General features: G+C 26.3%; 15 protein-coding genes. 11 read left to right on the plus strand and 4 right to left on the minus strand.

The window, feature by feature from the left end; genetic code table 11:
- Window positions 1-62: 62 nt before the first annotated feature.
- Window positions 63-341: a hypothetical protein gene (locus tag QOZ84_RS00145; RefSeq protein WP_284130936.1), complete on the minus strand. Its 279-nt coding sequence runs from the start codon at window positions 339-341 to the stop codon at window positions 63-65.
- Between the two features lie 212 nt (window positions 342-553).
- On the opposite strand from QOZ84_RS00145, the gene QOZ84_RS00150 reads away from it, so the two are divergent.
- From QOZ84_RS00150 to lexA, 9 genes are all read left to right on the plus strand, one after another.
- On the plus strand, window positions 554-745 hold the full coding sequence (locus QOZ84_RS00150; RefSeq protein ID WP_284130937.1) for a hypothetical protein: 192 nt from the start codon (window positions 554-556) through the stop codon (window positions 743-745).
- 121 nt (window positions 746-866) lie between these two features.
- Complete coding sequence (locus QOZ84_RS00155) at window positions 867-1469, plus strand: hypothetical protein (RefSeq protein WP_284130938.1); 603 nt, start codon at window positions 867-869, stop codon at window positions 1467-1469.
- Window positions 1470-1681: 212 nt separating this feature from the next.
- On the plus strand, window positions 1682-2137 hold the full coding sequence (gene accB / locus QOZ84_RS00160; protein WP_284130939.1) for an acetyl-CoA carboxylase biotin carboxyl carrier protein: 456 nt from the start codon (window positions 1682-1684) through the stop codon (window positions 2135-2137).
- A 16-nt stretch (window positions 2138-2153) separates the two neighbouring features.
- Window positions 2154-3506, plus strand: coding sequence for an acetyl-CoA carboxylase biotin carboxylase subunit (gene accC, locus QOZ84_RS00165; protein WP_284130940.1), 1353 nt, complete (start codon window positions 2154-2156; stop codon window positions 3504-3506).
- Window positions 3507-3566: 60 nt separating this feature from the next.
- Complete coding sequence (gene accD, locus QOZ84_RS00170; protein ID WP_284130941.1) at window positions 3567-4439, plus strand: acetyl-CoA carboxylase, carboxyltransferase subunit beta; 873 nt, start codon at window positions 3567-3569, stop codon at window positions 4437-4439.
- A 152-nt stretch (window positions 4440-4591) separates the two neighbouring features.
- Entirely contained in the window at window positions 4592-5539 is a 948-nt protein-coding gene (locus QOZ84_RS00175; protein WP_284130942.1) for an acetyl-CoA carboxylase carboxyltransferase subunit alpha, read from the plus strand.
- 133 nt (window positions 5540-5672) lie between these two features.
- The gene (locus QOZ84_RS00180; RefSeq protein WP_026901182.1) at window positions 5673-5858 is read left to right on the plus strand and encodes a small, acid-soluble spore protein, H family; all 186 of its coding nucleotides are present in this window, start codon (window positions 5673-5675) and stop codon (window positions 5856-5858) included.
- 665 nt (window positions 5859-6523) lie between these two features.
- Window positions 6524-7657, plus strand: a complete 1134-nt coding sequence (locus tag QOZ84_RS00185; protein WP_416390339.1) for a tyrosine-type recombinase/integrase — start codon at window positions 6524-6526, stop codon at window positions 7655-7657.
- A 126-nt stretch (window positions 7658-7783) separates the two neighbouring features.
- On the plus strand, window positions 7784-8416 hold the full coding sequence (lexA, locus tag QOZ84_RS00190) for a transcriptional repressor LexA (RefSeq protein WP_284130943.1): 633 nt from the start codon (window positions 7784-7786) through the stop codon (window positions 8414-8416).
- A 54-nt stretch (window positions 8417-8470) separates the two neighbouring features.
- Here lexA and deoD read toward each other — a convergent pair whose 3' ends face one another.
- Window positions 8471-9184: a purine-nucleoside phosphorylase gene (gene deoD / locus QOZ84_RS00195; protein ID WP_284130944.1), complete on the minus strand. Its 714-nt coding sequence runs from the start codon at window positions 9182-9184 to the stop codon at window positions 8471-8473.
- Window positions 9185-9420: 236 nt separating this feature from the next.
- On the opposite strand from deoD, the gene QOZ84_RS00200 reads away from it, so the two are divergent.
- On the plus strand, window positions 9421-9594 hold the full coding sequence (locus QOZ84_RS00200) for a DUF4829 domain-containing protein (RefSeq protein ID WP_284130945.1): 174 nt from the start codon (window positions 9421-9423) through the stop codon (window positions 9592-9594).
- Window positions 9595-9624: 30 nt separating this feature from the next.
- Here QOZ84_RS00200 and QOZ84_RS00205 read toward each other — a convergent pair whose 3' ends face one another.
- Both QOZ84_RS00205 and QOZ84_RS00210 read right to left on the minus strand, forming a co-directional pair.
- On the minus strand, window positions 9625-10251 hold the full coding sequence (locus QOZ84_RS00205; protein WP_284130946.1) for an OmpA family protein: 627 nt from the start codon (window positions 10249-10251) through the stop codon (window positions 9625-9627).
- Window positions 10241-11635 (minus strand): MotA/TolQ/ExbB proton channel family protein, encoded by a 1395-nt coding sequence (locus QOZ84_RS00210; RefSeq protein WP_284130947.1) that lies wholly within the window; start codon window positions 11633-11635, stop codon window positions 10241-10243. Before QOZ84_RS00210 ends, QOZ84_RS00205 begins: the two co-directional genes overlap by 11 nt.
- 550 nt (window positions 11636-12185) lie before the next feature.
- On the opposite strand from QOZ84_RS00210, the gene nhaA reads away from it, so the two are divergent.
- Entirely contained in the window at window positions 12186-13385 is a 1200-nt protein-coding gene (gene nhaA / locus QOZ84_RS00215; RefSeq protein WP_284130948.1) for a Na+/H+ antiporter NhaA, read from the plus strand.
- The last annotated feature ends 189 nt before the right edge of the window (window positions 13386-13574 follow it).

Consider the following 13574-nt stretch of genomic DNA (forward strand, 5'->3'; position numbering starts at 1 on the left):
TATAATAAAAAGGTTGTGCTAATTTGCAACCTTTTTATTATTTAATTATATTTTAGCATTAATTAAAAAATGCCATTTTTCTGATTAGTAGTATATATTCCAAATATAACTACAAGTGAATAGATACAGTAAAGTACAACCCTTATACTTTGCATACTTATACCTATTACCTCTATATAACTATTATATTGGGGAAATACAGCTAAAATTGCACCTATTCCTATAAGCACAGGATTTATAACTATCTGTTTATCTGTTCTCAAAATCATAATTCTACCAATCCAAATAAAAGATAAAACAAAAAATACTATTTTAAGAATAAGCTCTAGAGTGTCTAACATAATAAAAATGCTCCTTTCATCAAAGTATTTTTATGTAAATTAAATTTAATTCATTAATATCAAAATACGTTAATATATTTGATATACGTATTTTAGTATTATAATACTTTTTTTTATAAAAATAAATAGGGAAAACTTAATATATAGTATAGGGTATATTAAGTACGATAAATGATTAATATATAAGTATTATGATTTTAAGGAGATATAATATGTGCATGTATACCTATAATAATAAGTTTCAAACTAACAATATTTTAAATACTGAAGAGTATGAATTAATCAATCAAATTTATAAATGTATAGAATGCGATGATACAGAGAATGTTACAAAACTCACACAAAAATTACTTTCAATCCAATCAGTTAAAGAAAATATAGATAGTATTGATTCTTTTAAATAACATACAAAAAAGCTTTATAATTTAATTATGAAGCTTTTTTGTATGTTTTTAAGTATAATTTATATATATTTAACACATAGCTTGCATATTAATTATATATATGTATTTTGGGAGTGATATTATGAATTTAAGATTTGCTAATTGGTATACTCAAGCATTAGGCGCTATTTTAGGTGGAATGGCATGTATATACTCTTATTTAAATGGTTCTATGATTATATATAGCAATATAGATACTTACTTTGATAGTTTATGGTTTGGGGGTATTATATCTAGCTATTTTTTATTACCATTATGTATAATAACTTTTTTATTAGCTATTGTAAAATCATACAATCCTAGTAAACTTTTTTTAAATATTTCAATTGAAAATATAAATATATCAATAATTGTGGTCACAGTTATAATAGGTTTCATGGGTACTAGAATATATTTTAGTATCCCTGCTGTATTTATATTATTTAATTTAATTACTTACAAAAAAACAATTCCTAAAGAAATAGTTAAAGATACTTTTAGCGATGAAACAACTATGACTTTTAACAAAACTGAATCTTTAGACATTAGTGAAAAAGAATTAAAAATCTTAACTACAAAAAGAGAAATAGCTGTAGATCTTTTATTAAAAGAGGCACAAACTCAATTTATAATGGAAATTACAGGATTATCACTAAAAGAATTAAAAAACTTAGAGGAAGAATTAAAAAGCAATGTTAGAAATTAAGTTAATTGCTGATTATGCTAAAAAAACAACTGTTTTTTATAGTAACTAAACTATATTATATAAATGAGAAAGTGTTGATAGAAAATATCGGCACTTTTTTACTTATATAAGTATTTATAATTATAGTAACAGTGTTAGTTAAAAAATATTTACAAAAATATTTTTTATGATATAATATTAGTACCAGGTAATAATACGAGGGGGTAACACAAATGAAAATAAATGAAATAAAAGAATTATTAAAAGTTATAGATCAAACTAGCTTAGAATATGTGAAGCTAGAAAGTGGTGATCTAAAACTAGAAGTTTCAAAAACAAATAATTCTATAAATACTTTATCTACAAATAACAAAGAAATTAGAAATCACTCAGATGAATTTATAATAAATGAAACTTATGATTGTACATACGAAGATAAAGAAGGTACATTCTCTACTATCGTTGCTCCTTTAATGGGAACTTTTTACTCTTCATCAAATCCTGATGAAAGTAGTTTTGTTAAAGTAGGAGATATAGTAGATAAAGGAGATACTTTATGTATTCTTGAAGCTATGAAGCTTATGAATGAAATAACAAGCGATATAACTGGTGAAATAATTGAAGTATTAGTTAAAAATGAAGAATTAGTGGAGTATAACCAACCTCTATTTAAAATAAAACCATTATAATCAGGAGGTATATAACATGATTAAAAAGATACTAATTGCAAATAGAGGAGATATCGCTGTTAGAATTATTCGAACTTGCAAAGAATTAGATATACAAACTGTAGCTATATACTCAGATGTTGATAAGGAATGTTTTCATAGATATTTAGCAGATGAGTCTATATGCATAGGACCTAATAATATAAGTAAAAGCTATAACAATATAGATAACATAATATACCTTGCTCTTAAGCTTGAATGTGATGCTATACATCCTGGATTTGGGTTTTTATCAGAAAATGCAGAATTCGCTAAAAAGTGTGAAGACAACGGAATAATATTGATAGGACCTAAAATGGAACAAATGATATTAATGGGAGATAAGTCTCGAGCTCGTGAAACTATGATAGAACTTAATATACCAGTTGTTCCAGGTTCTAAAGGTGTTTTGAAAAACAAAGAAGAAGCACTACTTTTAGCAACTGAAATTGGATATCCAGTTATTATAAAAGCCTCTAATGGTGGAGGTGGAAAGGGTATGCGAATTATAACTTGCGAAGATGAAGTTTTTTCAAGTTTTGATATAGCAAGCTCAGAAGCTTTTTCAGCATTTGGAAGCAACGAATTATATATGGAGAAATTTATAGAAAATCCTAGACACATAGAGGTTCAAGTATTTGGAGATAATTTTGGAAATGCTATTCACCTAGGTGGAAGAGATTGCTCTATGCAACGAAGAAATCAAAAAGTATTAGAAGAATCTCTTGGTTCATATTTAAACGAAGAAGAAAAAAACTATTTATATAAAACAGCAGTTGATGTAGTAAAAGGAATAGGGTACTTAGGTGCAGGGACTATAGAGTTTATAGTAGATGCTAATAAAAACATCTATTTTATAGAAATGAACACAAGAATACAAGTAGAACATCCCGTTACTGAAATGATTACAGGAATTGACCTTATTAAACTTCAAATTTCCATTGCAGATAAAAAACCGATTCCTTTTAATCAAGAAGAAATTGTATTTAGAGGTCATGCTATTGAATGTAGGATAAATGCTGAAAATCCATATAATGATTTTAGACCTTGTCCTGGTAAGATAACTTCAATAAATATACCAGGTGGATTCGGAGTTAGATTTGATACTTTTGTATATGCAGGGTATACAATTCCACCAATTTACGATTCTATGATAGGAAAGCTTATTTGTTGGGACGAAGACAGAAATCAATGTATTAAGAAAATAAATAGAGCATTAGAAGAAATTATAATAGAAGGAATTGATACAAATATTGAATTTCAAAAATTGCTTATCAATAGTGAAGCATTTTTAAATGACCGTCATTACACTAAATTTATAGAAAATGAATTTATTGTAGAAGATATATAAATATCAGTTATAGTATAAAAAATTATTCGCCCAAATGTGGCTCAAAGGGAGTAAATAATTATGATAAAAAAATTTTTATCCTCAGCTGATTCATCTAGCCGTCGCTCAAAAGAAAGTAAATACATAACAGTTTCACTTAACAATAAATTTAAAGAAAACAGTGTAGACGATAGATTTTGGATTTATTGTAAAGGATGCAAAGACCATGTATTTAAAAAGGATATAGATGAAAACTTAAATGTTTGTCCAAAATGCTTAACTCATTATAAATTTAAAACTAGAGATAGAATTAGTTTATTATCAGACGAAGGAAGCTTTAATGAATTTGAATTTAATTTGGATATTCAAGACCCTTTAAATTTTCCGAATTATATAGATAAAATAAATGCATATAAAAAAAATACCAATGAATCTGAAGCTGTTGTATGTGGTGTTTGCACTATAAATAATATTAAAACTACTTTATGCGTAATGAATCCTGATTTTATGATGGGAAGCATGGGAAGCATTGTTGGCGATAAGATTACATATTCAATAGAGTATGCAGCCGATAATAATTTACCATTAGTGATTTGTACGGCATCTGGTGGAGCTAGAATGCAAGAGGGTATGATATCTCTTATGCAAATGGCAAAAACGTCTCAAGCACTATCTAAGTTAGAAGAGAAGTCACTACCATATATATCTATACTAACAGATCCTACAACAGGAGGAGTTACTGCTAGCTTTGCTATGCTTGGAGACATTATACTATCAGAACCAAATACACTTATAGGGTTTGCAGGACCTAGAGTGATCGAACAAACTATAAATCAGAAACTTCCAGATGGGTTCCAGACTTCAGAGTTTTTATTAGAGCATGGATTTATAGACTTAATTGTAAATAGAGTAGATATGAAAGATACGATTTCTAATATATTGTCTTTACATTAAATAAAAATTACTAAACTTATAATTTCAATAGGTTAAAGATTAGATACGAATCAACGGATAAATAATAATAATTTATTCGTTGATTTTATATATAGGTAAACCAAACTTCAAATAAAAAAGTTTAATTTATCTTTAGATAAGGAGGATTTACATTGTTTACAATTGATATTCAAGAAAAAATAGAAAAATTAGAGGGCGATATAAAGAAGCTTAAGTTAATATCATCTTCAAATGAAATAGATTTAAGTGATAAAATTACAGATTTAGAAAATAAATTAAAAAAGCTTACTAGTGAGGCTTGTATAAATTTATCTCCGCATGAAAAAGTAAGTTTAAGTAGAGACATTAAAAGACCTACAACTAAAAATTATGTAAGTAAAATTTGTTCAAATTTTATAGAACTTCATGGAGATAGGCTTTACAAGGATGATCCATCTATTATAGGCGGAATAGGTAATATAGATGAATTTAGTGTTACCATAATAGGCCATCAAAAAGGTAATAATGTTCACGAAAATATAAAGAGAAATTTCGGAATGCCTCATCCAGAGGGTTATAGAAAAGCACTTAGACTTATGAAACAAGCAGAGAAGTTTAAAAGACCTATAATAACATTTATAGATACCCCGGGTGCATTTTGCGGTATAGAAGCTGAGGAACGTGGCCAAGGAGAAGCTATTGCAAAGAATTTATTTGAAATGAGTAAGTTGAAAGTTCCTATAATTTGTTTTGTAATTGGAGAAGGTGGAAGCGGAGGAGCACTAGGTATTGGAGTAGGAAATGATATCTGTATGTTAGAACACTCTGTTTATTCTGTTATATCACCAGAAGGTCTATCTAGTATCTTGTTTAAAGACCCATCTAAATCAAAAGAGGCTAGTGAAGTTATGAAACTTACTAGTCAAGACTTACAAGAATTAAAAATCATAGATAAAATTATAGAAGAGCCTTTTAAAGGTGCTCAAGCAAATGTTGAAAAAGTATCAGAAGATATAAAATCATTTATCATAGAAAGATTAAATCACTATAAAGAACTTAGTGAAGCTGAAATAATTACTCAAAGATATAATAAATTTAGAGAAATTGGTAAATGTTTATAATTTTAATAAAAACCATTAGGTGACGCTTTTATAAGCACCACCTAATGGTTTTTATTTTTAGAAATTTTATTATATAGCATATTTTACAATATAAAAGGTTAATATAAATTTAAAAGAACTTAGGAGGTTCGGTATGCAATTAAGAAGAGCAGCAGAAATAATGAATTCAAATAAAAATAATGATACAATAGTTTATTATGAAAGAAAGCCAGTAACTTTAGTTAGCGTTGATAATAACATAGGTACAGCATGTGTTAAATCAGTAGATGGAAACAGTAGATTTGAAGTTGATTTAGAACAATTAAGTGAATTAAAGTAATAATATTAAATCACCTAAGTATAACTAATTTATATTTAGGTGATTTATATAATTTATCTAACTTTAATTAGAACATTTACGTGTATTTTGTAAATTCAACTAAAATCATTTAAATCTGCATGCATATATAATTTATAAATATTTTTTAGATGTATTAAAATTTTATAAAAATACTAAATCTGCATGCAGATTTAAATATATAACAAAAAAGTAGTAGTATATAATATATATAGATACATATTTAAATAATATTTAACTAGTCTTTAAATGTATATTTTGGGTATAGTAAGCGTTTTATAAATTATAAAGTTATATTACACTGTTTTATATTATATTTTTTAGTTAACATACATAATCCTTATATAAGTTTTATCTTATTCTAATTACTATCTCTTTAATAAAGTTTTAATTTAATTTTTATTATTTATTTTTTTAATCATATGGGAATTTGTTAAATAATAAAGTCTTATTGATTTTAACACTATTTATTTAAATTAATTCTATATTTTATTAAGCTTCTTATTTTATTTCAAATATCTTAAAATACACTTTCATCTTTTCTGAAACTAAAGCTTCTTTTATATTTTTAAGGAATAGTTGAAAACAAAAAAATGTTATGTTATTTTATAATTATGTAATAACTATTTAATTGGAGGTACATTTTGATAGATAATAAAGTTTTAAAAATACATAATAAATCAGATAAGCCTGATAATATTGTCACTCGTAATAATGATTTAATTGAAAGATGTATATTAATTGAAAAAAAACTTCCAAAGTTTATGAAAGATTACTTTATTTATTTAAAAGGATCTGTTGCTGTCTCTACTCGACTTGCTTATTTGGAAGATATAAAATTTTTCTGTTCGTATTTAATAGAAACTAAAGAACTTACAAATGCTTATGAAATATCAGAAATATCATTAAAAGAATTTGAGGCTATTAAGGCAAGAGATGTTAATTTGTTTCTAGGTGATTATTGCACAAGATATTATAAGCAAAGCTCTAGCACTACTTTGATATATGAAAATAATAATCGTGCTTTAGCTAGAAAAAAATCATCAATCTCTACTCTGTTTAAATTCCTCTATAGGAACGAACAGTTAGTTGATAATATAACAGATGGGTTTAATCCTATAAAGCTTCCTAAGCCTCAGCCAGACGCTATAAAACGACTTGAGATAGATGAAGTTGCTAAAATGTTAGATTCTGTTGAAAGCGGCTATGGACTTACTGAGAAAGAAAAAGTTTATTGGAGAAAAACTAAGCTTCGTGATAAGGCTATTTTAGCTTTATTTGTCACGTATGGTCTTAGACTCAATGAACTTAGAGAGCTTAATATTTCATCATTCAATTTTTCTAGAGGAGAATTTAAGATTTATAGAAAAAGAGGTAAAGAAGTTTTGATGCCTATTAATCATACTTGTGAGTTAGTAATCAAAGATTATATTTATAATGAAAGACCTCAAAGTGAAATGTTAATAGAAGAATATAAGGATGCTCTCTTTTTATCTTTACAAAATAAACGTCTTAACCCTAAAGCTATAAGACAATTGGTTAAAAAGTATACGTCTATCTCGATGGAAACGTCCAGAGATGGTGGATATAGTCCACATAAATTACGTGCTACGGCTGCTACGTCTTTAATTCAAAATGGTTTTTCTATATATGATGTTCAAAATTTACTAGATCACGACAACGTGACAACAACTCAGCTTTATGCTGCACATAAAAAACATGTTAAACGTGATATTGTAAACAATTTCGAATGGATTGAAGATGATAGCAATTTAGATTAGACCATTTTTAGGAACAAGCGTTTGTAAAAATAGAATCATCATGCTACAATATAAATATAAAATATTATTAATAAGGTATTTATCTACTCTTATTAAACTAATTTAAGTTTAGAAAGGAGAGATTTTATGTATTTAGATTTAAGTAGTAAGCAAGTAATGATATTAGAATTTATTAAAGAACAAATTGCCTTGAAAGGATATCCACCATCAGTTAGAGAAACATGTACAGCAGTAGGTTTAAAATCTACATCTACTGTTCACTCTCATTTAAACAAACTTGAAAAGCAAGGTTATATAAGACGTGATGCAACTAAGCCTAGAGCAATAGAAGTCTTAGACTCAAATAAAATTGAAGATGCATTTGGACGTAAGCAAGAAATACTTCAATTGCCATTAGTCGGACAAATAACAGCTGGAGCACCAATACTTGCTAGACAAAATATTGAAGAATATATTCCTTTACCTGCTAACTTAGTTAAAGGATCTGATAACTTTATATTAAAAGTCAAAGGTGATAGCATGATTAATGCAGGGATTTTAAATGGAGACTATGTTATTGTAGATAGAAAACATTCTGCATCAAACTCTGAAATAGTTGTAGCTCTTATACATAAGGAATATGCTACAGTAAAAAGATTTGAACAAGATGAAGATATAGTAAGACTTAGACCAGAAAATGATTTTATGGAACCTATAGTTCTAAATGCCAAAGATGTTGAAGTTATTGGCATTGTAACGGGTGTATTTAGAGTTTTATAAATTAAATATTTAATTTAGTTAAAAAAGATATGAAACATTTCATATCTTTTTTATTTATGCTAATTCTAAAGCTATCTCCATCATTTTAGTAAAAGCAACTTGTCGGTCATGAGCCGAACATTCCTCTCCTGTAAATGGACAATCAGATATTGTAAGTATAACTAATGCATTGACGTCTGCTCTTGCTGCGTTCATATAAAGTGCTGCAGCTTCCATCTCTACACAAAGAACGCCCATCTTCTTCCACTTAGATAAATTATCAAGCCCTGCATCTGAATAAAACACATCATTTGAAAGTATATTTCCTACAGTTACTTTAATACCTTGATTATTAGCTATATCTATTGCTCTTTGCATTAACTCATAACTTGCGATTGGTGCATAAGTACCAGGTAAGTTATATTGAGAAGCATAATTCGAATCAGTACATGCTCCCATTCCAATTACGACATCATGAGGCTTTAAGCTTTCATTTATAGCACCGGCAGATCCGATTCTTATTAAATTTTTAACTCCATAAAAGTGTATAAGTTCATATGAATATATTCCTATTGATGGTATTCCCATTCCACTTCCCTGAACAGATATCCTCTTCCCTTTATAATACCCTGTATACCCAAACATTCCTCTTACTGTATTGTATTGTATAACATCTTCTAAATATGTATCTGCTATAAACTTAGCTCTTAGTGGATCCCCTGGTAATAAAACAGTATCTGCTATCTCTCCTATTTTTGCATTGTTGTGTGGCGTTGGTATATTACTCATTATGCTACCTCCTAAATTTTTTACTTATAATTCATTTTTTACTTAGTTGATAGTATACTATAAATAAGGATATATTTTCTAGTCATAAAAATTTAATATATGAATTATAAACTAGATCATTATATTTGTTTGGAGGTGTTTTTTTATAAAAAGTAATCAAGTAGTAGCATTTTTAATACTGATGCCTATGCTTATTTTTACGTTTTTTATAACAATCAAATTTGAACCAGTGTAAGATGGAGAACAAATCTATAGAAAATGAAAATCTTAAAGTATATAAAGTTAACTACGAAGTTTCATATAATAACAACTCTTCTGAAGATAAATACAAAGACGGTGTTTATGAATTATGGCTTTTCTTAAATCGAAAAAATTCTTATTCTAAATGGTCTATAGATAAATGTAAATAAATAAAGAAGGTGGTAATTAAACCGCCTTCTTTATTTATTTACATTTATCTCATATTTCATTTCTACCCTTCTTGAAGAATCTCTATTTATACTACCTTCAGAACTTTTTATAAGTTCAGCTTCAGAACGACCTATAGCTTCTATATTCTTTAGTACTTTATCTTTATATTTATAATCTCCTATTTCATTTCCAACAATAAACTCTGCAACACTAAATGCTCTCCTTTGTGATAAATCTAAATTGTATAAATAACTTCCTACATCATCTGTATGCCCTTTTATTACTATTTTAGATATATTATCACCATAATCCTTATAAATGCTTTCTACATATTTAGGAATAAGTATTTTTAGCATTTCTTTAGCTTCGGGTTTTAATATTGAACTGTCTACATCAAACATAGTTTTCTCTCCAAAAGTTACTTGGCCTGTATTTTGATCTATAATAAATGGAAGTCCACTTTCTTTTAACGTTTGATTAACAGATACATCTATATTTTTAGCTAAGTCTTTTTCTACAGAACCTGTAATAGACTCGGAACTAAATAGCATAAGCATAACAACCATTAAAACTGTAGATATCATATCCGTAAAAGTAGGCCAAAAACTACTTTTTTCAAATTCTTTATTTACAGTTCTTCTATATTTATTTATCATTATTCTCATCTCCAAGCAAAGATTTTAATGATGTATTTTTAAATTTTTTTTTATGATTATTATATTTTTTTCGTGGAACTATCATTTCTTTAGATGATTTAGTCATTTCATTTAGATTTTTTTCATATTTTAATATTTCATCATACCTATCCATGTCGTATATTTCTTCCTCTGCTCTTTTTTGATAATTATCATCTTGCATTGCAGCCATTGTAGCAGCTTCTTTATATATATCTATGTAATCAAATATCAAGTTAAGTTTTTGTTCTATGTCTTGAGATGATATTGCAATAACAGAAGCTAAATGCTTTACAGTTGTATCTAAGTTAATTTGTTCATCATTTAAATTTGCTTGTGTATCTGTTATTTTATTTTCATGTTCTATTAGCTTGCATAATAAATCTTTAGCACTTCTTTCATATAAACCAAAGCTAGCTGACAAATTTCTTAGATAATTTTTTATTCTATATTGATTTTCAGTTGATTCAAAGATAGTTTTAGAAGTTTCTTTTATGTCTATTAGAATTTCTTTGTTTATATCTTCTTGATTATCATATTTATCAAATAATTTTGTGAATTTTATATTCATTATGCTGAATTGATTATCTAGTTTTCTAATATTTTGAGTGAATGTGTTTATCGAATCTTTAGAACCTAACAGTAAATTTTTAAGAACTTCTATTCCACTTATAAATTCGTTATTAAATTCATGTAAATCTTTGGATATTTGATCAAATTTCTCTATTGATTCAATAGATTTACTTATCTGATTTATTGTATCTTTAACATCTTCTATCTTAGAATCTATGTCTTGTGATTTTTCATGTGTTATCTCTGCTGTAAGTAAATTTTCTAATTTTAACATCAGTTGAATTAAAGCTTGCTCACAATCATTATGTCCAAGTAATATATTTATCATTATAGAACATACAATTCCGCAGATACTTGTTATAAAAGCCGTTTGCATTGAACTTATAGTAGCTGGGAGCGAATTAATTATATCACTAGTGTTAATAGTTAAAAGCATCAAAGAAAGCCCTACAAAGGTTCCTAAAACGCCTAGTAATATGCATGTTGATGATGAATTTTTTATTGATTTGATTTTTTCTAGTATAGGTTTATTTTTAAATGTAAAACCTGTGCAGATCTCCTCTATAAAAGAAGTTATGCTTATTTGAGCATAAGGATTTTTAGTTAAATATGTATTATATTTAACTTTTATATTATTGTACAATATAGTTCTTTGATAATCTTCAGTTAAACTTATATAATCAATATTTATTTGTTTGTATAAGCTTTTATTTATTACTATATTTATTATTGAATATATAATAGTAATTGTTAAAAAAACACCTGTTATACAATTTATAACTAAGCTATTCAATTTATCTCCTCCTCTAGCCATTTTGGCAATTTATTCGTATATTCAATTTATATGTGAGGCAATTAATTATAATACAAAAATAATAAAGTAGCTTGAGATTTCAAGCTACTTTACAAACTATTTTATTAGCCTACATTTAATTTTTAATTATTGGATTTATCTGTAAATTTATAATATAACTTTTATATTTAAAGTTATTGTAGGGAATATTTAATAGTATTAATAAATAATATGATATTAGAACATAAATTGTTACTTAAAATCGCCATTTCTTTACTTAATGATAAATATTCGTAAAATAACGTACATTTTATCGTTTACTAAAAGTCTAACCCCCGTATTTTATTGCATTTTAACGAACTATATATGTGTTATTAATTAAAATTTACGTATAATTTTAAAATAGTTCTACTAGGTTTCAATAAACTTAATTATATATTGAAAAATGATTTAATATCTTTATACATATTTCAATATATAACCTCATAAACTTAATTAAATGTTTATCTAAAAAATATTTACGAATAAATTTTAGTTAGTTGGTGATATATTGAAATTTTTAAGAACATATAGAAAATCGATTAAATTAGAACTATTGACAAGTATACTTCTTGTAATTTCTACTATTTCTGCTCTATTTATGTATAATAGCTATTTAAAAGATACTTATGTATATATATTTGAAAAAATTTATATTAAAGAAGGTTTCTCTTTACATATGTTTATAAATGATTTTTTAATGTCAATATTTTTTTTAGTTGCAGCATTAGAGATAAAACATGAGATCCTTCATGGAAATTTATCTTCTTTAAAAAAAGCTTCTTTTCCTTTTATAGCCTCTTTAGGTGGGGTTATTATTCCAGCTTTAATATTTATACTTATTAATAAAAATACTCCTTTTTTAAGCGGATTTTGTATTCCTATATCTACGGACATTGCTTTTGCAATAGGTGTATTTTTAATTTTCGCAAAAAAAATGAATCCATCACTTAAAATCTTTTTGCTTTCTTTAGCAGTTATAGATGATTTAGTATCTATACTCGCAATAGGAATCGTTTATTCCCTAGATGTAAATATAATTTACTTATCAATTGCATTTTTAATTACATTTATACTTATTGTAGCTAATAAAATATTCAAGATCAATAGCACTACATACTACTTATTAGCTGGAATTTGTTTATGGTATTTTATATATTTAAGCGGGGTTCATTGTACTATAAGTGGTATACTATTAGCCATAACTATTCCTACATCAAAATCAAATGGAATGAGTACGCTTGAAAGGCTTCAAAAAATGTTAGTACCTTTTAACAGTTTAGTTATCATCCCCTTATTTGCATTTGCGAATACAGGTATATCAATTATATATAATGTAGATACAGTAGGTGCAAATACTTTGATTTATGGGATTATTTTGGGACTCTGTGTGGGAAAACCTTTAGGTATTATGCTCTTTAGCTTCATTGCATGTAAACTTAAAATAACTGAAAAACCAAAGAATATAAGTTGGGCTGCCGTATTTTTAGTTTCTTTAATTGCAGGAATAGGATTTACTATGTCTATATTTGTGTCAGAAATAGCTTTTTCAGATAATATTACTTTTATTAACATTGCTAAAATGTCTATTTTATTATCATCTTGCCTCTCAATAATATCTAGTGTAATTGTGATTACTTTATTTGATATTGGCTTAAGATTAAAAAGACATAATAAAACTTCTATTATTAATAAATACTATATATCTTAAATTTTAATATAAAGATAATAAATACAAATTAATGCTAAATTTGTATTTATTATCTTTATAGGTGCTATATCCTATTGAATTAATACAAATTCTGAATTATTATTCTCCTAACCTATATAGTTACAAAACACTAAGTTATACCTTGATTAACATATGTAACTATAATATACTTAAAAGTGTTCATTAAGA

Origin of the sequence: Romboutsia sedimentorum, assembly GCF_030131845.1 — a bacterium.
Classification (GTDB): Bacteria; Bacillota; Clostridia; order Peptostreptococcales; family Peptostreptococcaceae; genus Romboutsia_D; species Romboutsia_D sedimentorum.